Genomic DNA, 24,717 nt, shown 5'->3' with positions numbered 1-24,717 from the left:
TCGATTCAGATCTTCAGACGGTGCATCAGCACCCGGGGCAGGCTGCGGATGACCGCCATGATCAAGCGCCACTTGCCGGGCACATAGACCACCGGCCGCCCCTGGGCCACCCCCTTCACGATGCCGGCGGCGACCGCGTCCACCGGCGCCAGGCCACCCGGGGCGCCGCCCATCGCGGCGGTCATGGGCGTGGCCGTCGGCCCCGGCTTGACCAGCACCACGCGCAGGGGGTGACCTTGCAAAGCCAGGCGGTGCTGCAGGCCCTCGGCATAGCGTTCCAGCAGGCCCTTGGCGGCGCCGTAGACGTAGTTGGACTGGCGGCCCCTGTCTCCCGCAACAGAGCCGATGAGGGCCAGGCGGCCGCCCTCCACCGCCTGCATGCGGGCCGCGAAGGCCTCGGCAAACAGGACCGGCGAGAGGCCGTTGACTTCGAGCGTCAGGCGGGCCAGGGCGAGATCTTCCTGCGCGCGAGCCTGGTCCGGCAGCAGGCCATGGGCGATCAGGACCAGGTCAGGCACCCGGGGCTGGCTACAGTCGGCCGCGGCGCGGGCAATGGCGTCAGCATCGCTGAAGTCCAGCACACGGCAGCTGATGCGGGCCTGCGGCGCACGCACGCGGAGGTCGCCCGCCACCCGTTCCAGACGCTCGGCGTGGCGGCCCAGCAGGACCAGTTCGCAGTCCGGCGTCTGGCGCAGCCACAGCCGCGCGCAATGCTCGGCCATGGCCGAGGTCGCGCCAACGATGACGATGCGCCGCCGGGAGGCTGCGCCGGCAATGCCCATGGGATCGGTCAACTTCAACTCCCCAGCAGACGACGCGACAGGGCCGAGGACATGCCCGGGTCGCGCCACTGCAAGAACTCATTCAATCGTGGAAAGCCCGCCTCGAACAGGGCGCGCGGCATGCGTGCGTCCTTGGCAGGATAGAGGGCGCCCCCCGCCTCGCGGACGATGGCATCGAGCCGCTCGAAGAGCCGCGCGGTCCGCTCGCCGCGGTTGGGGAAATCAAGCGCGAGCGTCGTGCCCGGCCGCGCAAAGCTGAGGAGGCCGGGTGAGGGGCGAGCCCCAAAGGTCTTCAGCACCGCGAGGAAGGAGCCCTCCCCGCTGCGCGCGATGGCTTGCAGCATGGCCTCGGTGGCCTCGCGCGCCACGCCGGGCGGCACCACGCTCTGGTACTGGTAGAAGCCGCGCGGGCCGTACATGCGGTTCCAGTCCATCAGCCCGTCCAGCGGGTAGAAGAAGGTCTCGTAGTGCTGCCGGGCGCTGCCGGCCCGGTGGCGTTGCAGTCGGTAGTAGGCGGCATTGAAAGGCCGCAGGGTGAGTGCATTCACCAGGGACACCGGCGGCGTCACCGGCAGGCGCCGCAGGCCCTTCGCGGGCAGGGGGCCGGTCTGAGCGGTCGAGGGATTCGCCCGCAGAAAGATGCCGCGCACGCCGCCGCGGGACTGCGTCAGGCAGTCGATCCAGGCCACGCTGTGCTCCCAGGCCGGCTCACTGCCATCGGCCAGGGCAAAGAACTCGTCCAGGCCCCGGAAGGGCTGGGTGTGGGTGTCCAGCCAGGGGCCGGGCACCCGGCGCAGCTGCAGCTCGGCGCGCACGATGACGCCGGTCAGGCCCAGCCCGCCCACCGTGGCCGCAAAGCACTGCGGCTCCAGGTCCCGGCTGCATTCGAGCACCGTGCCGTCGCTGCGGGCCAGCCAGAGGCGCCGGACGTGTTCACCAAAGCTGCCAAAGCCATGGTGGTTCTTGCCGTGCACATCGTTGGCGATCGCGCCGCCCACGCTCACCAGCTGCGTGCCCGGCGTCACCGGCAGCAGCCAGCCCTGCGGCAGCAGGGTGCGCTGGACGTCCTGCAGCAGGGCACCGCCCTCGCAGCACAGGAGGCCGGTCTGGGCGTCCCAGCCGAGGAAGTGGTCCAGGGCCCCCAGCCGCCACAGCGTGCCGCCGGGATTCAGACAGACATCGCCATAGCTGCGCCCCTGGCCATAGGCAATGCCCGGCTGCTGGGCCTGCAGCTGCGCAGGCAGCGAGGCTTCGTCCGTGAGCTCCACCACGCGATGCAGGGCGGACTCCAGCCGGCCCCAGGATTGCATCGGCCTCATGCCTGCGCCCCGCTGGCGGCGACACGGAACACATAGCGCTTGTCCAGGTGGTACTTGAGCCAGTAGCCGGCAGCCAGGCCCAGCACGGCCCCCGCATAGCGCATGAGGCGATCGCCGCCGAAGCAGCGGTCGAAGCTCCATTCGGTCCCCCAGAAGAGGGCCGTGGTCAGCACGCCGGCACCGACGTAAAGCACGAAGGTCTGCGCATCATGGGCCGCATTGCGGGCCCGGAAGCGGAAGATGTACCGTTTGTCGAGCACGTACTTGAGCACCAGGCCGACCCCGGTGCCCAGCACCACGGAGGCCGCCACATGCCAGGGCCCCTGATAGAGGCGCAGCAGCAGGTCCTGCGCACCTATATTGGCCACCGTGGCGATGGCCGCCAGCAGGGCATAGAGCGCCGGCAGGCGCATGCGCGACACGCCAAGACCTGTGGAGCTGCCCATGGGTATCGCCTGCTTCAAGGCCATGGAGCCAGGGGCACGGCCAGCAGCGGCAGCCCTTGTGCATCCACCAGCACGACGCCATCACGCTCCACGCCCTTCAAGGGCAGCCAGCCGGCGGCCTGCGGATGGCCCGCCAGCACGGCCGCCACCTGGGCGGGTGGATTGAACTCGTTCAAACGCGACAGGGGCCGCGCGGCCGCACGGATGGCGGGCTGGACCTGCTCGATCGGCACATGGGACTCGGCCAGGCTCTCCACGGGGATGTTGTCGGCCAGCTCACGCGTGATCTGCTGCGCACGCACGGCGGGGTCCTGGGCATAGGGCGCGCCCACCCAGCGCGGCCCACTGTGCCAGGGCGTCGTGGGCAGTGTGCGCATGCGCACCGGCCGCAGGAGGCGGAAGTCGTCCTTGACGAAGGCGATCCAGGCCGGCCGCCCCTGGTGCAGCGCATGCATGGCAAAGCCCAGGGTCACCAGCTGCAGCAGGCTGATCACGACCATGTCCAGCAGCAGCGCGCGGCGATTGGCCTTGTACACCAGGGCCCCCAGCGCAGGCGTGATCAGCACGGCGACGCCGGCCAGCGCCATCATCGGCCAGCCGCCATCAAAGGGCCGCCAGACCGCGGGGTACCAGAGGTCGAACAGCAGCCAGACCGGCAGGGTGCACAAGCTCAAGCTCGCCACCAGGCAGAGCCCGGCAAACCTCCAGCGAGTCATCAGCAGCATCATTTACCAGCTTCGAAGAATTGCCGCTTCTGCAGTCGGGTACAGGTGTCGCGCGCCGAAGCACTGATGTCCTGCCTTCGGTCACAGAAGATCCGAACGACGTCATGGACCTGCTTGATCATGCCCGCCTTGTTATAGAAATAGATCGACTGATTCTTTTCCATAATTTTGTCGGCCTGCTCAAAATTGCCGCTGGCGTAGTAAATGGCCGCATCCGTGTAGCTGATGTAGCCTGAATCAAAGCTCTGGAGATACCAGCGAGAAATCGCGTTGTTCTTCAATGCTTCGTCGGCATTGCCCTCAAACAAAAGCGATGCAAGCGCATAGTTCGTATAGGCCGAACCGAGAATTCCGCTGGCGACCGGGAAAGCGGCCATTTTGGCCCGGCCATCCGGCATGTCGTGGAACTTGGGCAGCGCGTAGAGGACGCCCTCAAGGTACTTCTTGCTTTCAGGATTGCCCTGGCGCATCAGCAAGCTGGCATAGATGATCTGCTCACCGATCTCAAGCCCGCCGTGCTTCTTCAGCAATCGCTCGATTTCGGTCTGCGCCCAGTCGAAGTGATTGCTGGTCAGCGCGGCTTCCAGATAGTTGTGGCGGACGTTGTCGACATCAGGATGCTGGAAGCTCGCCCAACGCCACAGGATTTCCGGGCGTTCCCACAAAGGCACCAGGCTCACGGTGACCAATGCCGAGAATGCCAGCCATCCTCCCAGCGCCAACACACTGACCATCTTGCAGGCGCGAGCGCGCAAGTGCTGGCCCACGGTCTGACGCCACGGAAAGATCACGAGGGCCATTGCCACAAATGCCAGTGGCGCCGTCATGAAGCGCTCCTGCGCGATGTTGTCCGCAATGCTCAGCGGGATGAAATGCAGCACCAGGACAATGCCGGTGAATGCAGCGATCAGCAGCCATGCCCACGGCCGCTGGCGGCGGCACGCGAACCAGAAGGTGAGGAGGGTCAGGGCAAGCACCACCAAGTTCCCCGCCACCGCCAGCGCATCGAGTTTCAGCGCGGAATAGGGATGGAAGATGCTGACCCGCCCAAAGGGCCAGACGGCCATGCTGACATAGTGCTTCAGCGCCTCCAGCGGCAGCTGTGTTTGCACCAATGCCAGCAGATATCCAGTGCCCCAGGTGGAGTGGTAAATGCCTCCAGCACTGAGGCGTCGCGCCACGAAGTAGGCCACCAGCACCAGGGCCGAGGTCACCCACACGGCGGCCTCGCTGCGTAGCGCCCGGCCCAGGTTCTGCCGGAACGTTTGCCGTTCATCGGCACGCACCGCCATCCATACGCAAAGCAGCACAACGGGCGTCACGACGCCCAGTTCCTTGCTCAGCACGGCCACCAGCAAGGCGCACACCAAGCCTGCCAAGCGCAGGGGCGTGCTCCAGCCAAAGTTCAGGAAAACGTGCGAGGCCGCCAGGATGCCTGTCGTCGCCAGCATGTCAAAGCGGCCGGACACCCAGGCCGTGGACTCGATCAACGCGGGGTGGACTGCATAGCACAAGGCTGCCACTGAGGCCCAGAGGGCCGGCGCGGCCTCTCCCCTCTCCTCCAGCAGACGGCGCGCAACAGAGCGGAGCAGCAGAACGTTGACGACCAGCAACGCCACATTGACGGCATGCGAGACGGCCGGTTGCTGACCAAAGCAATGAAACTCAAGCCACCAGGTGAGCAGGACCAGGGGCCGCATGTAGCTGGAACCTTCCAGGATGGGTTCCGTCAGCAGCTTCCAGCTCAAGGGCTCCACGACCAGGGAGTTCTTGTTCAGGAAAATGAGTCCGTCATCCCAGACGTATGAAAAGCCCACCGTCTGCCCATACAGCGCAATGCAGACCAGCGCCAGCACGGCCATTTGCAGCCGATCCGACACCTTCAGCCGATCGAAGATGGAATGCATCATGTCAAACAAACTGCTCACTCTCCGCCCCATATGAGGAAAGGCATTGTGTCCCAGGCCCGACTGCCTGGGCGACACAACGCAAACGACAAAGGGGGCCAAAGCCCCCTTTGATCATCACGTGCAAAACCGATTAAGGCTTGCAGGCGTTCGGCAGGTACTTGGCTTCGATGGTGGTGCCGGCACCGACCACGCCATCCACCGTGGTGTTGCCGCAGGACCAGGTGCTGCCGCCGTTGCCGGTGGTCAGCGTCAGCACTTGACCGCTGGCCTTGCCGGTGGTCATCGTGGCAGTCAGGGTACCGGCCGGGTAGGTACCACCCACCTTATTGGTCACGGTGCTGTACTTGCCGATCAGGGTGGCGTTCAACTCGCCAGCCGAGGGGGTGACCGTCGGAGCCACCAGGGTGGTGGGCCAGGCGTTCTTGTCAGCGCCGTACTCGGACAGGGGAGCCTTCAGGCCGGTCAGCAGAGCGACGGGCTCGGAGACCTGGCTACGGACCATGTAGTCTTGGTAAGCCGGCAGAGCCACGGCAGCCAGAATGCCGATGATGGCCACGACGATCATCAGCTCGATCAGGGTGAAACCCTTTTGCAGGTACTTCATGAATTACTCCTATGAGCAAATTGAGGGGGTAGGACAGCCCCCCTGAATGCAGGGGTCGTGCCAGCTGGCGATTGTGCGGATCTGCGGGCAAAAGTCACGCTGGTTAGCCCTCAAACTGACCATTTTTGTCAGTCCAGTTGGCGCGATTGGTCGCCCTCAGAAGGGGCTGACAAAAATGGTCAGCCGGGAGCGTTGCAGAAGGTAAATGAAGGTCAGCAGGTGACACGGGCTGAGCGCCCCGCAGCAGCCGGAATCACAGCCGCAGGAGCTGGCCCGCTTGGAGGGCGGTGACGCTGTGGCGCTTGTCCAGCGCATGGATGGCCTGCATCACGGCCTCGATCTCACCCGGCTTGATGTGGGTGATGTAGACCTCGGCCGGCTGGGCCAGCTGGCGCAGCTCCTGCGCCAGCGATCGTGGGCACAAATGCTGTGAAATACGCGCCAACTCGCACTCATCGTCGCCGAACGCGGTCTCAATGACCAGCTGGGCCACCTTGATTTCGGCGAGCCGGGCCCACAGGGCGGGGTTCGGGCCGGTGTCTCCGGTGAAGACCCAGTGCCCGGCCTCGCCGGCGTCCACCGCAAAGCCGCAGGCCGGCACGGTGTGCGAGGCGCTGAGCACCTCGATCTGGCGGCTGCCGAATGCCCTGCGCTCGCCCACGGCCAGAGGCCGGAACTGCAGGGCCGGACGCTCAGGCTCGGGCAGCCGGGTGAAGTCAGGCCAGATCACACCGTTGAAGAGGTGCTGGCGCAGCGCAGCGAGCGTCTCGGGCAGGGCATGGACCTGGATGGGCGGGCGGCCTGCCTGCATGCGCAGACGCATCACGGAATCCGCCAGCAGGGGGATGCCCAGCACATGGTCCAGGTGCGCATGGGTCACCAGGATGTGGTCGATGCGCGCCAGGGCGGCCAGCTCCAGATCGCCCACACCTGTGCCCGCGTCGATCAGGACGTCGTCGTCGAGCAGGAAGGCGGTGGTCTTGTAGCCGGCGGCAATGGAGCCGGAACAACCCAGGACGCGGATGTTCATGGAAAACTCAAGGCTGGGGGCGCACGGCGCACCTGTCGCTGCGGGAGCAGCCAGATCCGCCGTGGATTCGGGTGCAGGCAATGTACGCCGGGCCTCCAGCCCTGGGTAGCGCCGAAGTCCCGATTCAGCCGGCTAATTGGACGGGTGACGATTGCAGTCGACAGGGCCGTGAACTCTGCACGGCGCCCCGCTGCCCCGGCCGATCAGGCCTGCAGGAACTGCATCTGCGTGCCGGCCAGCTCGATGACATCGCCGCTCTTGAGCGCGATGGACTCGCCCACCAGGGGGCTGCCGTTGATGGTGGGCCGGGACTGGCCTTCCACATGGGCCAGCACGTAGCCGCTGGGGCGCTTGGTGATGGAAGCCACCTGAACGCCCGGCTTGCCGACCGTCGTGACGACCTTGGTCAGGCTCACCTCGCGACCCGCCGCGGCACCGTTGAGCACCTTGATGGAGGCCGGGTTGGTGTTCGCTGCCGTGGGCATGCTGCCAAAGCCGGACGGCAGGCCGAAGCCCGTCGGCGAGGTGGCCCCCGGCTTCAGGATCATGGTCTTCTCGTAGTCGGCGTTTTCCTCGACCAGGTAGCGGATCTTGTACTTGCCGACTTCCACCACATCGTTGTTGGCCAGCAGCTGCTTCTTGATGGCCTTGCCGTTGATGTAGGTGCCGTTGGTGGAGTTGAGGTCCTCGATGAAGACGTCGGCACCCACCATCTGCAGCACGGCATGCTCGCCGCTGACCGCCAGGTTGTCGATGACGATGTCGTTGTAGGGGCGCCGACCGAGCGTGGTCTTGTCCTTGGTGATCTGCACTTCCTTGATCACCACGCCGTCGAGCGAAACCACCAGCTTGCCCATTGTTGACCTCAAATCTTTTTGCTTCTCTGACGAAGCCTGCTGCACTGTCTCATGTGCCTGTTGCCGGGTAAGCAGCTGCTCACTTGCGTCCGAAAGGCCACCACGGCCGGGTACCGGACTTGGAGCGCCCCTCAGCCCGAGCCAGGACGATCGCAATATTATCCTTGCCGCCCATGTCATTGGCCGCGTCAATGAGGGACAGGGTCGTTTCGGACAACGAGGCATTGCGAAGCAGCAACTGTGCCAGGGCTGCCTCATCCAGCATGTCCGAGAGCCCGTCGGAGCACATCAGGAACAGGTCGCCGGGCTGCACTTCATGCTCGTGCAGCTCCAGGAGGACCGTGTCTTCCACGCCCACGGCACGGGTCACCAGGTTCTTGTTGCTCGAGAAGACAGCCTCCTCGGGCGTCAGCAGGCCAGCGTCCAGTTGCTCCTGGAGCAGGGAATGATCCCGGGTCAGCTGCGTCAGCTGACCGCCGCGCAGGCGGTAGGCGCGGGAATCGCCCACATGGCCCAGCAGCAGGGTGCCTTCGCGGAACACCGAGAGCACGAGCGTGGTGCCCATGCCGGCATAGCGCGGATTGGTGTTGGCGGCGTTGAAGATGGCGCGGTTGGCGTTGTCCACGCAGATGTCCATGGCGCGCTTGACGTCCTGGACCGTGGCGCTGGCGCCACCTTCACGCAGCCAGCGGCCCAGCTCGGTCTTGATGAAGCTGGTGAGCATCTGGCTGGCGACCTCGCCGGCGTTGTAGCCCCCCATGCCGTCCGCCAGCACGGCCAGGTGGGCCGCTTCGTCCACGGCGACCGAATCCTCGTTGTTGTCACGGGCTCGGCCGACGTCGGTCGCGCTGAAGAACTCCAGACTCATGCTTGGGAATCTTTCGGTGGCTGGGAGGCGGAATTCTGCACCGGATCCTGGCCACTGAGGCGCAGTGTTTGCGCGAAAGCCTCAGCGGCAGGCGGATTTTGCGGGCTGGACAGCGGCGCAGCGAGCTCCGCCGGCAGCTGCTGGAGCACCGCTTCGAGGTCCTGGGCGAACTGCTCGCCATTGGCATAGCGCAGCTCCGGGCGCTTCTCCAGCGCCAGTGCCAGCACCATGGCCAGGGCCTCGGGCAGCCCGGGCCGGAAGTTGCGCACGTCGGGGGGGGCCTCGTTGGCAATGCGGTACATCAGCTTGGCCATGGACTCCGCCTGGTGCGGCAGCTGCCCGGTCAGCAGCTGGAACAGCAGAACGCCCAGCGAGTAGAGATCGCTGCGGCCGTCCACGTGCAGACCGGCCAGCTGTTCGGGCGACATGAAGGACGGCGTGCCCAGCACCAGGCCGGTGCGGGTGCGGCTGCCGTCGGCGATGCGCGCGATGCCGAAGTCCATCAGCTTCACGCTGTGGCTGACCCGGTCCAGCATGATGTTGGCCGGCTTGATATCGCGGTGGACCACGCCATGGCTGTGGGCATAGTGCAGCGCCCGCGCCAGGCGAGCCACCAGCTGCAGCACCTCGGCCACGGGCAGGAGCTCGCCAGGACGGGTGAAGTGGCTGAGGTCCCGGCCCAGCACGTACTCCATGGCGATCCAGGTGTCACCGTCGGCCTCGCCGGCGTCCAGCACACGGAGGATGTCGGGATGTTCCAGATGAGCGGCCGCCCGCGCCTCGCGCATGAAGCGGGCACGCACGTCGGCCAGGTCTTCCTGGGAGAACTCGCGCTGCAGCGCCAGGCGCTTGATGGCCAGCTGCTGGCCGGTGGCCCGGTCGGTGGCCTTGTAGACGATGGCCATGGCCCCGCGCCCGATCTCGTCACCCAGGGCGTAGCGCTTGCTGAGCTGCTCGGAGGGCGGGGCCGTTTCCGGCAGGGTCGTGGCTCCGGGCGCCAGCTGCACCGCGTTCGGGGTCTTGTCCCTCCCGAACCATTTGCGCAGAAAGCCACCGGTGCCCATGGGATGTCCTCAGCGGCTCGCTGCGGCAGCGCGCATGGCCATCAGCCGGCCGACCACCAGCACTGCCAGGGCACCCACGACACCGGCGCCGTAGTGCCACAGAGCAGGCGCAGCCGACTGACCGGGGGCCAGGCGCGGCAGCACGGCCGGGTCGCTCAGGGCCATGGTGCCTGCAATCCAGCCCAGCAGCATGCCGCCGAGCGTGATGATCAGCGGGAATCGATCCATCAGCTTGATCACAAGCTGGCTGCCCCAGACGATGATGGGAATGGACACCAGCAGACCGAAGATGACCAGGGGCATCTGGTGCCCACCACCCGCGCCTTCGGCCGCACCGGCGATGGCAATGACGTTGTCCACGCTCATCACGAGGTCGGCCAGGATCACCGTCTTCACCGCGGCCCAGAGCTTGTCGCTGGCCTGGATGTTGCCGTGCTCGTCTTCATCTTCCGGCACCAGCAACTTGATGCCGATCCACAGCAGCAGGATCGCCCCCACCAGCTTCAGGTAGGGCAGCTTGAGCAGGGTCAGCGCAAAGAAGATCAGCACCACGCGCAGCACGATGGCGCCGATGGTGCCCCAGATGATGCCCTTGGTGCGCTGGGCATCCGGCAGCTTGCGACAGGCCAGGGCGATCACGACGGCGTTGTCCCCGCCCAGCAGGATGTCGATCATGATGATCTGACCGACGGCCAGCCAGAACTCGGGGCTTGTGAGCATGTCCATGTGCACGAGGTAATGAGAGATGAGGCCGCAAGCGGGACCAGTCTACGGGGTTTCGCAGCCCAGCCCCAGGCCTTGCCGGCATCAAAAGCGCCAAAAGGGGCCGAAGCCCCCTTTGACATTGATGCGTCAGACCGGCATGGCCTGACGGGATTGTCCATCGCCATCCCGGGACGACCGCTGCGTGAAACCACGCAGCAGCGCCCAGCCGGGCGAGGGTGTCGCTTACAGCAGCGACTTCAGGAGACGGCCCATCTCGGACGGGTTGCGGGTCACCTTGAAACCGCACTCTTCCATGATGGCCAGCTTGGCGTCAGCCGTGTCGGCACCACCGGAGATCAGCGCGCCGGCGTGGCCCATGCGCTTGCCCGGAGGGGCGGTGACACCGGCGATGAAGCCGACGATGGGCTTCTTCATGTTGGCCTTGCACCAGCGGGCGGCTTCGGCTTCGTCCGGGCCGCCGATCTCGCCGATCATGATCACGGCGTCGGTGTCCGGATCGTCGTTGAAGGCCTGCATCACGTCGATGTGCTTCAGGCCGTTGATCGGGTCACCACCGATGCCCACGGCGGAGGACTGGCCGATGCCCAGCTCGGTCAGCTGTGCCACGGCTTCATAGGTCAGCGTGCCGGAGCGCGAGACCACGCCGATGCGGCCCTTGCGGTGGATGTGACCGGGCATGATGCCGATCTTGATTTCGTCCGGGGTGATCAGGCCGGGGCAGTTGGGGCCCAGCAGCAGGGTCTTCTTGCCGCCAGCGGCTTCCTTGGCCTTCATCTTGTTGCGCACTTCCAGCATGTCGCGCACGGGAATGCCTTCGGTGATGCAGATGGCCAGGTCCAGGTCGGCTTCAACGGCTTCCCAGATGGCGGCAGCAGCGCCAGCGGGCGGCACGTAGATCACGGAGACGGTGGCGCCGGTCTGGCTGGCCGCTTCCTTGACGGTGGCGTAGATGGGGATGTCGGAGAACTTCTCGCCCGCCTTCTTGGGATTCACGCCGGCGACGAAGGCGTTCTTGCCGTTCGCGTAGGCCTGGCAGCCCAGGGTGTGGAATTGACCGGTCTTGCCCGTGATGCCCTGGGTGATGACCTTGGTGTCCTTGTTGATGTAGATGCTCATGGTTCTATTCCTTGCTGGGCTTACTTGACGGCAGCGACGATCTTGGTGGCCGCTTCGGCCATCGTGTCGGCGGCGATGATGGGCAGGCCGGATTCGGCCAGCATCTTCTTGCCCAGTTCTTCGTTGGTGCCCTTCATGCGGACGACCAGCGGCACGGACAGGTTCACGGCCTTGCAGGCGGTGATCACGCCTTCGGCGATGGTGTCGCACTTCATGATGCCGCCGAAGATGTTGACCAGGATGCCCTTCACGGACTTGTTCTTCAGCATGATCTTGAAGGCCTCGGTCACCTTCTCGGCCGTGGCGCCACCGCCGACGTCCAGGAAGTTGGCCGGCTCGCCGCCGAACAGCTTGATGGTGTCCATGGTGGCCATGGCCAGACCGGCGCCGTTCACCAGGCAGCCGATGTTGCCGTCCAGGGAGATGTAGGCCAGGTCGAACTTGGAGGCCTCGACTTCAGCGGGATCCTCTTCGTCCAGGTCGCGGTAGGCCACGATCTCGGGATGACGGAACAGGGCGTTGGCGTCGAAGTTGAACTTGGCGTCCAGCGCGATCAGGTTGCCCTTGGAGTCGCAGTTCAGCGGGTTGATCTCCACCAGCGACGCGTCGGTGTCCATGTAGCACTTGTACAGCTTGGCGAAGATGTCGACAGCCTGGTCGATCGAGGCGCCGGTCAGGCCGATGGCCGCGGCGATCTTGCGGCTCTGCGCTTCGGTCAGGCCGGTCAGCGGGTCGATCATCTCGGTGATGATCTTCTCGGGGGTCGAGTGCGCGACCTCTTCGATGTCCATGCCGCCTTCGCTGGAGGCGATGAAGGCCACCTTCTGCGTGCCGCGGTCGGTGACCAGGGAGACGTACAGCTCGTTCTTGATGTCAGCGCCGTCCTCGATGTACAGGCGGCGGACCTTCTGGCCTTCCGGGCCGGTCTGGTGCGTGACCAGCTGCATGCCCAGGATCTTTTCGGACAGGGCCTTCACATCGTCCAGGGTCTTGGCGACCTTCACGCCACCACCCTTGCCACGGCCACCGGCGTGGATCTGGGCCTTGACCACCCAGACCGGACCGCCCAGCTTCTGGGCCGCTTCGACGGCTTCTTGCACCGTGAACGCGGGAATGCCGCGCGGCACCGGCACGCCGAACTGGCGCAGGATTTCCTTGCCCTGGTACTCGTGAATCTTCATGGGGAGGTCTCGCTTGATGGATAGTCAGGAAAGGTTGCCGTTACCGGCGGCTGGCGGGGTCACCGCCGCGCCGCGATACCAGCGAGGGTAATGAGTTTGCACCACGGCACCGTCGCTGCGAAGTGCGTGGCAGCGGTCGATCTGGAAGGGTGGCGTGCCATCCTCCGCGCCTTCGCGCACATCCAGCACCACGCCCGCGAAGGCCTGGATCACCGCGGTGGGCAGGTGCTGGCAGAGCTCGGTGAGGTGGGTGCAGCCCTTGACGCCGGCCAGGCGCTGCTTGACCGCAGCCCGGAAGCCGGTCATCAGGTTCAGGCCCACCAGTTGCCGGTAGGCGTCGCCATGCTGGTCACACTGGCCGGGATAGGGCATCCAGCGGGTGCTGGAGGTGGCGGCCAGGATGTCCAGGTGACGGTCGACGACCAGCCACAGGCCCATGTCATGCACGGGCTCGCCGGCACGACGGATGCCGCCCGCCAGGGGGATGTCGCGGGTCTTGCTGTCCTGCAGCTCCGCCTCGACCTCGAACAGGCCGTCGGCGCGCGAATACACCTGCACGGCAATGGCGCGGCGATGCATCAGCTGACGCTCTGGACTGGAGGACAAGGAGGACATGGAACAGCGGCGGTGCAAAGGCGCAAAAAACGGCCCGCAGGCCTCGTCAGACCGGCGGGCGCGCTCGCGCAGGCCGCCAATGTAGCATGTTGCGCTGCACCAAGCCTGTCATGAGGCTGTCGCTGTGCCTCTTTTTGGTGCAGACCCCTGGCAATCCGTGTGCCGACCGGGCCGGGCTCAGGCCAGGCTTCACTCATCCTCGCCGCGCAGCACCCGTCGAACGACCTCCGAGGAAAAGCCCCGCGCGGCCAGGAAACGCATCTGCCGGGCCCTGCTGGCGGCATCCACCGGGGCCTGGCCACCGAACTTGCGCTGCCAGACGTCGCGTGCGCGCTCCAGCTCGCTTTCCTTGAGGCGGGCCTGCTGCGCTTCGTCGGGCGCGACGCCCAGCTGTCGCAGCTCCTGCTGGATGCGCAGATTGCCGTAGCGGGCGGCCCGCGCATTGATGCGCGATTCCACCAGGCGGGCTTCGCTGAGGTAGGCGCGCTGCTGCAGCCATTGCAACAGCTGCTCGACTTCTTCCGCGCGGGCCTGCTGCCTTTCCTCGTCCATGACGGCCTGGCGGGCCTCGGGACTCGGCGGCACTGCCCGCCGGGAGGGCCGTTCCCTTGCGCGACGCTGCGTGCACTCGGCAGCGGCTGGGCCTTCCAGCCGGCTCTGCCGGTGAGGATCGGCACGGCCTTCGTGGCCTTGGCTGAAGTCAGCCGTGCCCGCCGGCTCTCCGTGCACGACGCTGTGCAGGTCAGCAGCGGTGTCGCCCGTGAGGTCGGTGAGGTCAGCGAGGAGCGAAGCGCCCTCGTCATCGAGGGCTGCTGGCGCCGCGTCCCAGCCTTCCAGAAAGGCATCGAGCTCACCCTCGCCCCAGTCTTCGGCCAGGTCGAAGCTGCCGATGGCGCGAGACGCCCGGGGCGTGCCCGGCAGCCCCGAAGGCTCGCCAGACAGCCGAGCGCCGGCAGGCACGCGCTGCTCGGCCTCCCAGGCCTGCAGGTCGCGCAACTGGGCCAGGCGCAGCAGCTTGTGCCGCAGCTCGGCCACACTGTGCTCGCGCTGGGCCAGCAAGGCGATGGCGCGCGCCTTGAGACTGAGCGATGAGGAGCGGCTGGCCATGGTCGTGTCCGGGCCCGGAGCGGGCCGTAGCGCTTCAGTCGGGGTCCGGCAAGCCCGATGGATCCAGGGGCAGACCATGGCGACGGTCCGCAGGCAGGGCAGAGCGCCCCATCAGCGGCGCCAGGGGATCCCGCCGCCAGGCCGGTGCGGCCTGGACATCGGACCAGTATTCGTCGATCTGCTGGATCAGCCCGTCCCGGACGTGGAAGTAGCTGTTGGCATAGAAGCTGTGCCCGTCCTGGTCCACCCGCACCAGGCTCAGCACACGGCCGTCCGCCAAGGCCTGGAGGTCCAGCAGGTGGATGGTCCAGCCTTCGGGGTAGACAGCATTCACGTGCACGATGGCATCGGCACCCCGGAAACGCTCCTGCGTGGCCCACCAGAGGCATTCGGCCGGCGGTGCCAGCAGTGCCTGGGCCTCGGCCCAGCGCCGCGCCTGATACAGCGCCCAGAAGCGCTGCACCAGGGCCGGGCCCTCGCCGGCGGGCCGGGGCGGACGGGCATCAGGCAGGGAGTGCATGGGCTGGCAGAGGGATGGAGACGGGGCAATGCGCGTGGCAGGCGCGGAAGCGCGGGCTGGGCTGAGGCGGGCGTGCTCCAGCCTTACTCGCCGCTCGCCTCGACGCCGATCAGGGGAATGCCCAGGGACTCGCGAATCTTGTTCTCGATCTCGATGGCCAGATCGGCGTTTTCGCGCAGGAACTCGCGGGCGTTGTCCTTGCCCTGGCCGATCTTCTCGCCGCTGTAGGCGTACCAGGCACCGGACTTGTCCACCACTTTGGCGGCCACGCCCATGTCAATGATCTCGCCCTCGCGGCTGATGCCTTCGCCGTAGAGGATGTCGAACTCGGCGGTCTTGAAGGGCGGGGCGACCTTGTTCTTGACGACCTTGACCTTGGTCTCGGAGCCGATGACTTCCTCGCCCTTCTTGATGGAGCCGATGCGGCGGATGTCCAGGCGCACCGAGGCGTAGAACTTCAGCGCATTGCCGCCGGTGGTGGTCTCGGGCGAGCCGAACATCACGCCGATCTTCATGCGGATCTGGTTGATGAAGATGACCGTGCAGTTGGTCTTCTTGATGGTGGCGGTGAGCTTGCGCAGGGCCTGGCTCATCAGGCGAGCCTGCAGGCCGGGCAGGGCGTCGCCCATCTCGCCTTCGAGTTCGGCCTTGGGGGTCAGGGCGGCGACCGAGTCCACGATGATCAGATCGACGGAGCCCGAACGCACCAGGGCGTCCACGATCTCCAGGGCCTGCTCGCCAGTGTCAGGCTGGCTGATCAGCAGGTCCTGCAGGTTCACGCCCAGCTTCTGGGCGTACTGCACGTCCAGGGCGTGCTCGGCGTCGATGAAGGCGCAGACGCCGCTGAGCTTCTGCATCTCGGCGATGACCTGCAGGGTCAGGGTGGTCTTGCCGGAGGATTCCGGGCCGTAGATCTCGATCACCCGGCCGCGCGGCAGCCCGCCGACGCCCAGGGCGATGTCCAGGCCCAGGGAGCCGGTGGAGACAACCTGGATGTCCTCGATCTTCTCGCCCTCGCCGAGGCGCATGATGGAGCCCTTGCCAAACTGCTTTTCGATCTGGGCGAGGGCGGCCTGCAGGGCCTTGGCTTTTTCGGTGTTGACGGTCTTGGCGGGGGCGTCCATTGATTGCTCCTGTGAGTGCACGCATTATGGCCGAATCTGTATGTTTGTACAGTAGTCGTGCCGCAGGCTGCTGACACGCGCTGGCAGGAGTGCGCAACCGATTTCAGTCCCTAGAATGGGGGAAAGCTGTCGCCCTTGCCATCCGGGCGGCAAAGGCCAAGGAGACACCGATGCGCATCCTGATCGCGGAAGATGACCAAGTGCTGGCCGATGGCCTGCTGCGCGCCCTGCGCTCCAGCGGCTATGCGGTGGACCAGGTCTCGACCGGCACCGAAGCTGATGCGGCCCTGGCCTCCCATGAGTTCGACCTGGTGATCCTCGACCTGGGCCTGCCCCGGCTGCATGGCCTGGAAGTGCTGCGCAAGCTGCGCGCCCGGGGCGCGACCATGCCGGTGCTGATCCTCACCGCGGCCGACAGCGTCGAGCAGCGCGTCAAGGGCCTGGACCTGGGTGCCGATGACTACATGGCCAAGCCCTTCTCGCTGCAGGAACTGGAGGCCCGCGTGCGCGCCCTCACCCGCCGGGGCCTGGGCACGGCGTCCAGCATCATCAAGCACGGCCCGCTGTCCTTCGATGCCACCGGCCGCGTGGCCTACATCAACGAGCAGATGGTCGAGCTCTCGGCCCGCGAACTCTCGCTGCTGGAGGTGCTGCTGCAGCGCGCCGGCCGCCTGGTCAGCAAGGACCAGCTGGTGGAGCGGCTGTGCGAATGGGGCGAGGAAGTCAGCAACAACGCCATCGAGGTCTACATCCACCGCCTGCGCAAGAAGATCGAGCAGGGGCCCATCCGCATCGCCACCGTGCGCGGCCTGGGCTACTGCCTGGAAAAGATCCCCGGCTGAATGCGCTGCAGCTTCGCCGAGACCCTGAATGCCCCACGGGGTCAGGTCTTGCCTTTGTCCTGCCGAGCCCGGCCTGATGGCAGCTGACAGCGGTCAACGCTCCCTGTTCGGCGAGATCCTGGACTGGATGCTCGCCCCCCTGCTGGTCATCTGGCCCATCAGCGTCGCCCTGACCTGGCTGGTCGCCCAGGGCATCGCCAGCAAGCCCTACGACCGCGAGCTGGGGGAGATGGCCCGCTCCCTGGGCCTGCAGGTGGCCGCGGAACCGCGCAACCAGGCAGCGGCCAACGCACGCTCGCGTTACGCGCTCTCACCCGAGGCCGCGGCCCTGCTGCGGGCCGACGAGTCCGACACCGTCTACTACCTGGTCCAGGGAACGCGCGGCGAGTTCCTCAGCGGCGACAAGGAACTCCCCGCGCCCAATCCCGACGAAGCCGTCGTGCCCTGGGAGCTGCGCTTCCGCGACGACGAGGTCAGCAACGAAAGCGTGCGCGTGGCCTATCTGTGGGTGACGCCGGAGGGCAACGCCAAGGGGCAGATGCTGGTGCAGGTGGCCGAGACCCTGGGCAAGCGTTCCCGGCTCACCAACGAGATCATCAAGGGTGTGATCCTGCCGCAGTTCGTGATCCTGCCCCTGGCCGTGCTGCTGGTGTGGCTGGCGCTGGCCCGAGGCATCGCGCCGCTCAACGAGCTGCAGCGGCGCATCCGCTCGCGTGACAGCTCGGACCTCAGCCCCATCGACGAGCGCCGCATCCCCGACGAGGTGGCGCCCCTGGTGCACGCCATCAACGACCTGCTGCAGCGCCTGGACCAGTCGCTGAGCACGCAGAAGCACTTCCTGGCCGACGCGGCCCACCAGCTCAAGACGCCGCTGGCGGGCCTGCGCACGCAGGCAGAGTTCGCCCAGCGCGAGATCGACGAAGGTCGCAGCTCGCCGCAGGAGCTCAAGCGCTCGCTGCAGCAGATCGCCCTGTCCAGCCAGCGCGCGGCCCACATGGTCAACCAGCTGCTGGCCATGGCCCGCGCCGAAGACCAGGAGCACGCGGCGCGCCGCTCCGAGATCAACCTGCCCGAGATCGCGATGGAGACGGTGCGCGACTTCGTCCCCCGCGCCCTCGACAAGCGCCTGGACCTGGGCTACGAGGGGCCCGATGACGAGCACAGCAGCCTGCGCATCCTGGGCCATCCCATCCTGATCCGCGAGCTGATCCGCAACCTGGTCGACAACGCCCTGCTCTACACGCCGGCCGGCGGCACCATCACCGTGCGCATCGTCGAGGATCCCTTCGGCCAGGTCTGCGTGCTGCAGGTGGAGGACTCCGGGCCCGGCATCGCCGAGGCGGAGCGCGAGCAGGTCTTCCAGCCCTTCTACCGGGCCCTGGGAACGAACGTGGACGGCTCGGGCCTGGGCCTGGCCATCGTGCGGGAGATCGCGCAGCAGCACGAGGCCGAGCTCACGCTGGACGACGCCCGCCCGCGGCGCCCCGGCTTCGTCGAGCCCGACGGCATGGGCCCGGGCGCGCGCTTCACCATCCGCTTCCATGCCCATCCGGTGGCCGAGCCCGAGGCCGGGGCCGGGCCGGACGACACCGAAGCCGCCCGTGGCTGAAGCGCCGCGGGTGCCGCGGCGGCCGCGACCTCAGTGCCGCTTGTAGCGCTTGGACTTGGCGATGCTCAGCAGGATGCCCAGGCTCAGGCCCAGCATCACCATGGCCGTGCCGCCATAGGAGATGAAGGGCAGGGGCACCCCCACCACAGGCAGGATGCCGCTGACCATGCCCATGTTCACGAACACATAGGTGAAGAAGGACAGCGTCACCGCGCCGGCCATGAGCCGGCCGAACAGCGTGGGCGCCTCGAAGGCGATGACCAGGCCGCGCAGGATCAACGCGGTGAAGCCCAGCAGCAGGGCCGCCGCGCCGATCAGGCCGAACTCCTCGCCATAGGCTGCGAAGATGAAATCGGTGGTCCGCTCGGGGATGAACTCCAGGTGGGTCTGCGTACCCTTCATGAAGCCCTTGCCCGTGACGCCGCCGGAGCCGATGGCGATCTCGCCCTGGATGATGTGGAAGCCCTTGCCCAGCGGGTCCTTGCTGGGATCCAGCAGCGTGCAGACGCGGTGCTTCTGGTACTCGCGCAGCACGGGCCAGGTGACGTCGGGCTGGCAGATCTGCTCCTCGCTCATCACCAGGGCGGCGATGCCGATGCCGCCGGCCACCATCACCGGCAGGATCAGCTTCCAGGACAGGCCGGCGAAGAAGATCACGTAGAGCCCGGCGGCCAGCACCAGCAGGGCGGTGCCCAGGTCCGGCTGCTTGGCGATCAGGCCCACGGGCACGGCCAGCAGCACGAAGGCAGCGGCAAAGTCAGGCAGGCGCAGCTGGCCCTCGCGCTTCTGGAACCACCAGGCCAGCATCAGCGGCATCGCGATCTTGAGGATCTCGGAGGGCTGGATCTGGGTGATGCCCACGTTGAGCCAGCGCGTCGCGCCCTTCTTGGTCACGCCGAACAGGGCTGTGGCCAGCAGCAGCAGCAGGCCGACGCTGTACAGCGGCACGGCGATCTTGATCAGGCGCTGTGGCGGCACCTGGGCCATGACCAGCATGACACCCAGGCACAGCAGCGTGTTGCGGGCATGGTCGACGAAACGCGTGCCGTGGTCGTAGCCTGCCGAGTACATGCAGAAGAGGCCCAGGCCCATCAGCCAGAGCACGGCCAGGAGCAGGGGCCAGTCCAGGCCCTCCACCCAGGGCCGGAGTCGGCTGCGCAGGGCGTGCAGGCTGAAGCTGTTGTTCATGGACGGACTCCGCTGGCGGTGGCACCGGCCGAGACGGCCGAGACGGCCGGACGGGCCGGCACAGTGGCGGACGGCGTCCCGCGGCTGGCTGCGGCGGCGGGCGCGGCGGCCACCGAGACAGGCGAGGCCGCCGAGGCCGTAGAGGCCGGCAAAGCCGCGCTGGACGCCAGCGGCACCAGCACCGGCTGGCCGGGCAGGGGCACCTCGCTGGCTTTGCGTGGCGTGCCGATCGGGGCCATGGTCTTGCCCTGCTGCGTCTGGGCGATGTCTTCCTCGCTGGGGTACTGGCCCAGCAGGGCGTAGTCGAACACGCGCCGAGCGATGGGCGCGGCGGCGCCCGAGCCCCAGCCCGCGTTCTCCACGATCACGGCCAGGGCGATGGTGGGCTTGTCCACCGGCGCGAAGGCGACGTAGAGCGAGTGGTCGCGCTTGTGCTCGTCGGCCTTGATGCTGCTGTACTTCTCGCCGGCCTTCAGGCCCACGGCCTGCGCGGTGCCGGTCTTGCCGCCGCTCTGGTAGGGCGCGCCCATGAAGACCTGGCGCGAGGTGCCCTCCAGCGTCACGCCGTTCATGGCATTGCGGATCACGTCCACCTGTTCGGGCTTGAGGGGGATCGGGTCCAGGGCCTCGCTGGCGATGAGCCGGCCCTGGTGCTGGACCACATCCTCGATCTCGCGCACCAGCCGGGGCTTGAAGCGCTGGCCGCCGGTGGAGAGCGTGGCGTAGGCCGTGGCCATCTGCAGCATGGTGAAGTTGTTGTAACCCTGGCCGATGCCCAGCGAGATGGTCTCGCCGGCGTACCACTTCTGCTGCTCGGCCTTGCGGAACTTCTTGCGCTTCCAATCCTGCGAAGGCAGGTCGCCCGTCACCTCGCCAGCCAAGTCGATGCCGGTCTTGCGGCCCAGGCCGAAGGGCTCCAGCTGGTCGTGGATCAGGTCCACGCCCATCTCGTTGGCGAGGCTGTAGAAGTAGACGTTGGAGGAGCTGACGATGGCCAGGCGCATGTCCTTGGGGCCGGGGCGATCGGTCTCCGGGCTGCCGAACGTGCGGCCGCCGAAGCTGTAGGTCAGGTTGTCCATGATCACCGTGCTGGCGGCGCGCTTGCCGCTGTTGAGCGCGGCCATGGCCATCAGGGGCTTGAAGGTGGAGCCCGGCGGGTAGGTGCCGCGCAGGGCACGGTTGAGCAGGGGCTTGTCGATGTCCTCGTTGAGCGCGGTCCAGCTGTCGGCGTCGATGCCGTCGACGAAGAGGTTGGGGTCGAAGGTCGGCTTGGAGACAAAGGCCAGGACCTCACCGTTGCGAGGGTCGATGGCCACCAGCGCGCCGCGGCGGTCCTTGAACAGCTCCTCCACCAGCGCCTGCAGACGGATGTCGATGGACAGCTTCAGCGTATTGCCCGGCGTGGGCGGCTGGTGGCGCAGCCGGCGCACGGCGCGGCCGGCGGCGCTGGTCTCCATCTGCTCGAAGCCGGTCTGGCCGTGCAGCTCGCGCTCGTAGTACTGCTCCAGGCCCAGCTTGCCGATGTACTCGGTGCCGCGGTAGTTGGCGACGTCCTCGTCCGCCCATTCCTCCATGGCCTTCTTCTCGGCCTGGTTGATGCGGCCGATGTAGCCGATCAGGTGGCTGCCCACCTCGCCCAGCGGGTAGCTGCGGAAGAGTCGCGCCTTGATGTCCACGCCGGGGAAGCGGAAACGCTGGGCGGCGAAGCGCGCCACCTCGGCGTCCGTCAGCTTGGTGCGGATGGGCAGGGACTCGAAGTTCTTGCTCTCCTCCATCAGGCGCTTGAAGCGCTTGCGGTCGCGGCCCTGGATCTCCACCACCTCGGCCAGCTCGTTGATGGTGGCTTCCAGGTCGACCACCTTGGAGGGCGTGATCTCCAGCGTGTAGGCCGAGTAGTTGCTGGCCAGCACCACGCCGTTGCGGTCCACGATGAGGCCGCGGTTGGGCACGATGGGCACCACGGTCACGCGATTGGACTCGGCGCGCTCCAGCAGGGTCTCGTGCTGCATCACCTGCAGATAGACCAGGCGCGCGGCCAGCAGGCCGAAGCAGAACAGCACGAAGCCGGCGGCCGCCAGCACCCGCACGCGAAAGCGCGACTGCTCCTGGTGGACGTTGTGCAGCTGGGTCATGGCGGCAGAGGGCCCCGCCTCACAGCGGGCGGTGCTCGTCGCGGTCGGGCGGACGGCGCTGCGGCGCCAGCAGGATCCAGCTGGCCAGGGGCCACAGCAGGGCCTCGAAGAAAGGCGCCAGCAGCAACGGCCAGCCCGGCCACATGCCGCCCACGGCCAGGCGCACCACCAGGGACACCGCATGGGCCAGCGCGAACAGCGGCAGCACATGCAAGGCCTGACCCCAGCGCGTGAACCAGGGCAGGCGGCGGTGGAGCGCGACGGCGCCGAAGCTCAGGCCGCTGTAGGCCAGGGCGTGCTGGCCCAGCAGGGCGCCGTGATGCACGTCCACCAGCAGGCCGAAGAGGAAGGCCCAGCCGACGTTGACCCGGCGTGGCTGGTGCACGTTCCAGAACACCAGCACGATGGACAGGAAGTCCGGCATGGCCGGCTGGCGGCCCAGGGGCACCATGTCCAGCATCAGGGCCAGCAGCAGGCTGAAGGCGATGAAGAGAGGGTTGGCCGGCAGCAGCAGCTGGCTGGCGGCGCGCGGCATGATCATCGCGGAGTCCCTCCCTTGCTGTCCTTGCTCGCTTCCTTGGCAGCCTCCTTCGCCGCCTTCAGCTCGGCGGCCCGCAGCTTGGCATCGGCCTTGGCCTGGGCCTTGCGCTCGGCCAGGGCCTGCGCTTCCTTGCTGGCGGCCTCGGCGGCCTCGGCGCGGGCAGCCTCATGCACGGCCAGCGGGGCCAGCACCAGCACATGGCGCACGCTGTCCACGGGCACGGTGGCCTGCAGGCTCACGCGGGCGAAGCTGGTGTCGCCGCGGCGTTCCACCTGGGCCACCTTGGCCACCGGCAGGCCCGGGGGGTAGATGCCGTCCAGGCCCGAGGTGGAGAGCACGTCGCCCGCCTGGATGTCGGCATTGGCAGCGGTGAAGCGCAGCTCCAGGCCGCGTTCGCCGCCGAAGGCCACGCCGCGCTGCTGGGTGCGGGTGTTGAGCACGGGGATGGCGGCGTCCTTGTCGGTGATGAGGGTCACCTCGGACGAGAAGGTGTAGACCCGCGTCACCTGGCCCAGCACGCCGGCCTCGGTGATCACCGGCGAGCTGAGGTGCACGCCGTGCTGGCTGCCGCGGTCGATGCTGACGCGGCGGGAGTAGGGATCCGGTGCCTCATAGAGCACCTCGGCCGCGACCGCGCTCACGGACTGGGCCTGCTGCATCTTGAGCAGCTCGCGCAGGCGCTGGTTCTCGGCCTGCAGCTGCTGGGCGCGCGACAGGCGCTCGGCCTGTGCCACGAGCTGGCGCCGCGCCAGGTCCTCGGCCGCCATGGCCTTCTCCATGCCACGGAGGTAGTCGCCCAGGTTCTCCCAGGCATCGACGGGCGACAGCAGCAGGCGCTGCGCCGGGTTGAGCACCAGGGCCACGGCCGTGCGCGCCGGCTGCGCCACCTTGAAGCGGGCGTCCAGCACCATCAGGAAAATGGCGAAGGCCGCGCACAGCAGCAGCCGCGTCAAGGCCGAGGGGCCTTGGCGGAACAGCGGCGGCGCATTGCGCTCCAGGGTGCCGAAGGGCATGGCGTGCGAACTAGTGGGTCAGGCCATCACGGTGTATCGGGCCGTCGCGAGCGGGCGCCAGGCTAGGCGGACGGAGCGCAGGGACCGGAACGTACTGCAGGTACGTGAGGATCCCGAGCACCGCCCAGCGACGCATGGCGGCCGCGCAGCAGGCCTCACTCCGAAGCGAAGATGGAGCCGAGGCGTTCCATGTGCTCCAGCGCCATGCCGCAACCGCGCACCACGCAGGTCAGCGGGTCCTCGGCCACCAGCACCGGCAGGCCGGTTTCCTCGGCCAGCAGGCGGTCCAGGTCACGCAGCAGGGCGCCGCCGCCGGTCAGCATCATGCCGCGCTCGGCGATGTCGGCACCCAGCTCGGGCGGGGTCTGCTCCAGCGCGTTCTTCACGGCGGACACGATCTGGTTCAGCGGGTCGGTCAGGGCTTCCAGGATCTCGTTGGACGAGATGGTGAAGCTGCGCGGCACGCCCTCGCTGAGGTTGCGGCCCTTCACTTCCATCTCCTTCACCTCGGAGCCGGGGAAGGCGGAGCCGATCTGCTTCTTGATGGCCTCGGCGGTGGGCTCGCCGATCAGCATGCCGTAGTTGCGGCGGATGTAGTTGATGATGGCTTCGTCGAACTTGTCGCCGCCGACGCGCACCGAGCCCTTGTAGACCATGCCGCCCAGCGAGATCACGCCGACCTCGGTGGTGCCGCCGCCGATGTCGATGACCATGGAGCCCGAGGCTTCGGAGACCGGCAGGCCGGCGCCGATGGCTGCGGCCATGGGTTCCTCGATGAGCTCGACGCGCGAGGCGCCGGCACCCAGGGCGGCGTCACGGATGGCGCGCTTCTCGACCTGGGTCGAGCCGCAGGGCACGCAGATGATGATGCAGGGCGAGGGGCGCAGCAGCTTGGTGTCATGCACCATCTTGATGAACTGCTTGATCATCTGCTCGGTGATCACGAAGTCGGCGATCACGCCGTCCTTCATCGGGCGGATGGCCTCGATGTTGCCGGGCACCTTGCCCAGCATGGCCTTGGCCTCGCGGCCGACGGCCTGGATGGTCTTCTTGCCGCTGGAGCCACCTTCGTGGCGGATGGCGACGACGGAGGGTTCATCCAGCACGATGCCCTTGCCACGCACATAGATCAGCGTGTTGGCGGTGCCGAGGTCGATGGCCAGGTCGGTGGAGAAGTAGCGGCGCAGGGACGAAAACATGGTGTGGGGCTGGGGCTTCAGGCCGGGCGGCGGCAGGGATCACGCGGGCTCGGCACTGGCAATTCTCAGGATGGGCCTCGGGAGGGGCGGCGGGCGTCAAACGAATGCAGCCGAGGCGGTGACACCAGGGCTGCACAGGGGTGTTCGCACCATGTGCAACGAGGCTGCCGGTGCCTTGGCGGCCTGCAGCCCCGTTACC

The 24,717-nt window shown here is 67.4% G+C and carries 24 protein-coding genes and 1 other RNA gene; 2 read left to right on the top strand and 23 right to left on the bottom strand.

Features of this window, described 5'->3' with window-relative positions; all coding sequences use genetic code 11:
* Nucleotides 1-5 precede the first annotated feature (5 nt).
* From O9Y01_RS07020 to recA, 17 genes are all read right to left on the bottom strand, one after another.
* On the bottom strand, nt 6-794 hold the full coding sequence (locus O9Y01_RS07020) for an SDR family NAD(P)-dependent oxidoreductase (protein ID WP_269630819.1): 789 nt from the start codon (nt 792-794) through the stop codon (nt 6-8).
* 2 nt (nt 795-796) lie between these two features.
* On the bottom strand, nt 797-2,092 hold the full coding sequence (locus O9Y01_RS07015; RefSeq protein WP_269630818.1) for an FAD-binding oxidoreductase: 1,296 nt from the start codon (nt 2,090-2,092) through the stop codon (nt 797-799).
* A gap of 5 nt (nt 2,093-2,097) precedes the next feature.
* A complete protein-coding gene (locus O9Y01_RS07010) occupies nt 2,098-2,547 on the bottom strand; it encodes a GtrA family protein (protein ID WP_269630817.1) in 450 nt (149 codons plus the stop codon).
* A 14-nt stretch (nt 2,548-2,561) separates the two neighbouring features.
* Nucleotides 2,562-3,263 carry a hypothetical protein gene (locus O9Y01_RS07005; RefSeq protein ID WP_269630816.1) on the bottom strand — a complete coding sequence of 234 codons (702 nt, stop codon included), beginning with the start codon at nt 3,261-3,263 and terminating at the stop codon, nt 2,562-2,564.
* A gap of 8 nt (nt 3,264-3,271) precedes the next feature.
* Nucleotides 3,272-5,182 carry a hypothetical protein gene (locus O9Y01_RS07000; RefSeq protein ID WP_269630815.1) on the bottom strand — a complete coding sequence of 637 codons (1,911 nt, stop codon included), beginning with the start codon at nt 5,180-5,182 and terminating at the stop codon, nt 3,272-3,274.
* Between the two features lie 130 nt (nt 5,183-5,312).
* Nucleotides 5,313-5,786, bottom strand: coding sequence for a pilin (locus O9Y01_RS06995; RefSeq protein ID WP_332108746.1), 474 nt, complete (start codon nt 5,784-5,786; stop codon nt 5,313-5,315).
* 253 nt (nt 5,787-6,039) lie between these two features.
* Nucleotides 6,040-6,816: an MBL fold metallo-hydrolase gene (locus O9Y01_RS06985; RefSeq protein ID WP_269630814.1), complete on the bottom strand. Its 777-nt coding sequence runs from the start codon at nt 6,814-6,816 to the stop codon at nt 6,040-6,042.
* 203 nt (nt 6,817-7,019) lie between these two features.
* Nucleotides 7,020-7,673, bottom strand: a complete 654-nt coding sequence (locus O9Y01_RS06980) for an FHA domain-containing protein (protein ID WP_269630813.1) — start codon at nt 7,671-7,673, stop codon at nt 7,020-7,022.
* Between the two features lie 79 nt (nt 7,674-7,752).
* A complete protein-coding gene (locus O9Y01_RS06975; RefSeq protein WP_269630812.1) occupies nt 7,753-8,541 on the bottom strand; it encodes a Stp1/IreP family PP2C-type Ser/Thr phosphatase in 789 nt (262 codons plus the stop codon).
* The gene (locus O9Y01_RS06970; protein ID WP_269630811.1) at nt 8,538-9,605 is read right to left on the bottom strand and encodes a serine/threonine-protein kinase; all 1,068 of its coding nucleotides are present in this window, start codon (nt 9,603-9,605) and stop codon (nt 8,538-8,540) included. The genes O9Y01_RS06975 and O9Y01_RS06970 overlap by 4 nt, the downstream gene beginning before the upstream one ends.
* Before the next feature lie 9 nt (nt 9,606-9,614).
* Nucleotides 9,615-10,331, bottom strand: coding sequence for a TerC family protein (locus O9Y01_RS06965; protein WP_269630810.1), 717 nt, complete (start codon nt 10,329-10,331; stop codon nt 9,615-9,617).
* A gap of 222 nt (nt 10,332-10,553) precedes the next feature.
* On the bottom strand, nt 10,554-11,447 hold the full coding sequence (gene sucD, locus O9Y01_RS06960; RefSeq protein ID WP_269630809.1) for a succinate--CoA ligase subunit alpha: 894 nt from the start codon (nt 11,445-11,447) through the stop codon (nt 10,554-10,556).
* A gap of 20 nt (nt 11,448-11,467) precedes the next feature.
* Nucleotides 11,468-12,628 (bottom strand): ADP-forming succinate--CoA ligase subunit beta, encoded by a 1,161-nt coding sequence (sucC, locus tag O9Y01_RS06955; protein WP_269630808.1) that lies wholly within the window; start codon nt 12,626-12,628, stop codon nt 11,468-11,470.
* A 24-nt stretch (nt 12,629-12,652) separates the two neighbouring features.
* A complete protein-coding gene (locus O9Y01_RS06950) occupies nt 12,653-13,243 on the bottom strand; it encodes a DUF2889 domain-containing protein (protein ID WP_269630807.1) in 591 nt (196 codons plus the stop codon).
* Between the two features lie 189 nt (nt 13,244-13,432).
* Nucleotides 13,433-14,350, bottom strand: a complete 918-nt coding sequence (locus O9Y01_RS06945) for a regulatory protein RecX (protein WP_269630806.1) — start codon at nt 14,348-14,350, stop codon at nt 13,433-13,435.
* 34 nt (nt 14,351-14,384) lie between these two features.
* Complete coding sequence (locus O9Y01_RS06940; protein WP_269630805.1) at nt 14,385-14,870, bottom strand: nuclear transport factor 2 family protein; 486 nt, start codon at nt 14,868-14,870, stop codon at nt 14,385-14,387.
* Nucleotides 14,871-14,953: 83 nt separating this feature from the next.
* Nucleotides 14,954-15,994 carry a recombinase RecA gene (gene recA / locus O9Y01_RS06935; RefSeq protein ID WP_269630804.1) on the bottom strand — a complete coding sequence of 347 codons (1,041 nt, stop codon included), beginning with the start codon at nt 15,992-15,994 and terminating at the stop codon, nt 14,954-14,956.
* Between the two features lie 170 nt (nt 15,995-16,164).
* Here recA and O9Y01_RS06930 point away from each other — a divergent pair, with 170 nt between their 5' ends.
* Nucleotides 16,165-16,836 carry a response regulator gene (locus O9Y01_RS06930; protein ID WP_183105499.1) on the top strand — a complete coding sequence of 224 codons (672 nt, stop codon included), beginning with the start codon at nt 16,165-16,167 and terminating at the stop codon, nt 16,834-16,836.
* A 76-nt stretch (nt 16,837-16,912) separates the two neighbouring features.
* Nucleotides 16,913-18,445: a sensor histidine kinase gene (locus O9Y01_RS06925; RefSeq protein WP_269630803.1), complete on the top strand. Its 1,533-nt coding sequence runs from the start codon at nt 16,913-16,915 to the stop codon at nt 18,443-18,445.
* 30 nt (nt 18,446-18,475) lie between these two features.
* Here O9Y01_RS06925 and rodA read toward each other — a convergent pair whose 3' ends face one another.
* The 6 genes from rodA to O9Y01_RS06895 form a co-directional block, all read right to left on the bottom strand.
* On the bottom strand, nt 18,476-19,633 hold the full coding sequence (gene rodA, locus O9Y01_RS06920) for a rod shape-determining protein RodA (protein ID WP_269630802.1): 1,158 nt from the start codon (nt 19,631-19,633) through the stop codon (nt 18,476-18,478).
* Nucleotides 19,630-21,765: a penicillin-binding protein 2 gene (gene mrdA, locus O9Y01_RS06915; protein ID WP_269630801.1), complete on the bottom strand. Its 2,136-nt coding sequence runs from the start codon at nt 21,763-21,765 to the stop codon at nt 19,630-19,632. The genes rodA and mrdA overlap by 4 nt, the downstream gene beginning before the upstream one ends.
* Nucleotides 21,766-21,784: 19 nt before the next feature.
* The gene (mreD, locus tag O9Y01_RS06910) at nt 21,785-22,306 is read right to left on the bottom strand and encodes a rod shape-determining protein MreD (RefSeq protein ID WP_269630800.1); all 522 of its coding nucleotides are present in this window, start codon (nt 22,304-22,306) and stop codon (nt 21,785-21,787) included.
* Nucleotides 22,303-23,319, bottom strand: coding sequence for a rod shape-determining protein MreC (gene mreC, locus O9Y01_RS06905; protein WP_269630799.1), 1,017 nt, complete (start codon nt 23,317-23,319; stop codon nt 22,303-22,305). Before mreC ends, mreD begins: the two co-directional genes overlap by 4 nt.
* A 21-nt stretch (nt 23,320-23,340) precedes the next feature.
* Nucleotides 23,341-23,425, bottom strand: a non-coding RNA gene (locus O9Y01_RS06900) — sX9 sRNA.
* Nucleotides 23,426-23,474: 49 nt separating this feature from the next.
* Nucleotides 23,475-24,518 (bottom strand): rod shape-determining protein, encoded by a 1,044-nt coding sequence (locus tag O9Y01_RS06895; protein ID WP_183102363.1) that lies wholly within the window; start codon nt 24,516-24,518, stop codon nt 23,475-23,477.
* Nucleotides 24,519-24,717 lie beyond the last annotated feature (199 nt).

The sequence above is a fragment of the Pelomonas sp. BJYL3 genome (genome assembly GCF_027257975.1).
GTDB classification, from domain to species: domain Bacteria; phylum Pseudomonadota; class Gammaproteobacteria; order Burkholderiales; family Burkholderiaceae_C; genus Roseateles_B; species Roseateles_B flavus.
Note: the sequence above shows the minus strand (reverse complement) of the source record. Positions and strands in the feature narration are given on the sequence as shown.

Bases quoted from the DNA above. Each gene is read 5' to 3' on its own strand.
- mrdA (WP_269630801.1), bottom strand. From the start codon at position 21,765: ATGACCCAGCTGCACAACGTCCACCAGGAGCAGTCGCGCTTTCGCGTG.
- O9Y01_RS06950 (WP_269630807.1), bottom strand. From the start codon at position 13,243: ATGTCCTCCTTGTCCTCCAGTCCAGAGCGTCAGCTGATGCATCGCCGC.
- O9Y01_RS07010 (WP_269630817.1), bottom strand. From the start codon at position 2,547: ATGGGCAGCTCCACAGGTCTTGGCGTGTCGCGCATGCGCCTGCCGGCG.
- O9Y01_RS06985 (WP_269630814.1), bottom strand. From the start codon at position 6,816: ATGAACATCCGCGTCCTGGGTTGTTCCGGCTCCATTGCCGCCGGCTAC.
- recA (WP_269630804.1), bottom strand. From the start codon at position 15,994: ATGGACGCCCCCGCCAAGACCGTCAACACCGAAAAAGCCAAGGCCCTG.
- O9Y01_RS06945 (WP_269630806.1), bottom strand. From the start codon at position 14,350: ATGGCCAGCCGCTCCTCATCGCTCAGTCTCAAGGCGCGCGCCATCGCC.
- O9Y01_RS06980 (WP_269630813.1), bottom strand. From the start codon at position 7,673: ATGGGCAAGCTGGTGGTTTCGCTCGACGGCGTGGTGATCAAGGAAGTG.
- O9Y01_RS07015 (WP_269630818.1), bottom strand. From the start codon at position 2,092: ATGCAATCCTGGGGCCGGCTGGAGTCCGCCCTGCATCGCGTGGTGGAG.
- rodA (WP_269630802.1), bottom strand. From the start codon at position 19,633: ATGAACAACAGCTTCAGCCTGCACGCCCTGCGCAGCCGACTCCGGCCC.
- O9Y01_RS06975 (WP_269630812.1), bottom strand. From the start codon at position 8,541: ATGAGTCTGGAGTTCTTCAGCGCGACCGACGTCGGCCGAGCCCGTGAC.
- O9Y01_RS06895 (WP_183102363.1), bottom strand. From the start codon at position 24,518: ATGTTTTCGTCCCTGCGCCGCTACTTCTCCACCGACCTGGCCATCGAC.
- sucD (WP_269630809.1), bottom strand. From the start codon at position 11,447: ATGAGCATCTACATCAACAAGGACACCAAGGTCATCACCCAGGGCATC.
- mreC (WP_269630799.1), bottom strand. From the start codon at position 23,319: ATGCCCTTCGGCACCCTGGAGCGCAATGCGCCGCCGCTGTTCCGCCAA.
- O9Y01_RS07000 (WP_269630815.1), bottom strand. From the start codon at position 5,182: ATGATGCATTCCATCTTCGATCGGCTGAAGGTGTCGGATCGGCTGCAA.
- O9Y01_RS07005 (WP_269630816.1), bottom strand. From the start codon at position 3,263: ATGACTCGCTGGAGGTTTGCCGGGCTCTGCCTGGTGGCGAGCTTGAGC.
- O9Y01_RS06995 (WP_332108746.1), bottom strand. From the start codon at position 5,786: ATGAAGTACCTGCAAAAGGGTTTCACCCTGATCGAGCTGATGATCGTC.
- sucC (WP_269630808.1), bottom strand. From the start codon at position 12,628: ATGAAGATTCACGAGTACCAGGGCAAGGAAATCCTGCGCCAGTTCGGC.
- O9Y01_RS06930 (WP_183105499.1), top strand. From the start codon at position 16,165: ATGCGCATCCTGATCGCGGAAGATGACCAAGTGCTGGCCGATGGCCTG.
- O9Y01_RS06970 (WP_269630811.1), bottom strand. From the start codon at position 9,605: ATGGGCACCGGTGGCTTTCTGCGCAAATGGTTCGGGAGGGACAAGACC.
- O9Y01_RS06965 (WP_269630810.1), bottom strand. From the start codon at position 10,331: ATGGACATGCTCACAAGCCCCGAGTTCTGGCTGGCCGTCGGTCAGATC.
- mreD (WP_269630800.1), bottom strand. From the start codon at position 22,306: ATGATCATGCCGCGCGCCGCCAGCCAGCTGCTGCTGCCGGCCAACCCT.
- O9Y01_RS06925 (WP_269630803.1), top strand. From the start codon at position 16,913: ATGGCAGCTGACAGCGGTCAACGCTCCCTGTTCGGCGAGATCCTGGAC.
- O9Y01_RS06940 (WP_269630805.1), bottom strand. From the start codon at position 14,870: ATGCACTCCCTGCCTGATGCCCGTCCGCCCCGGCCCGCCGGCGAGGGC.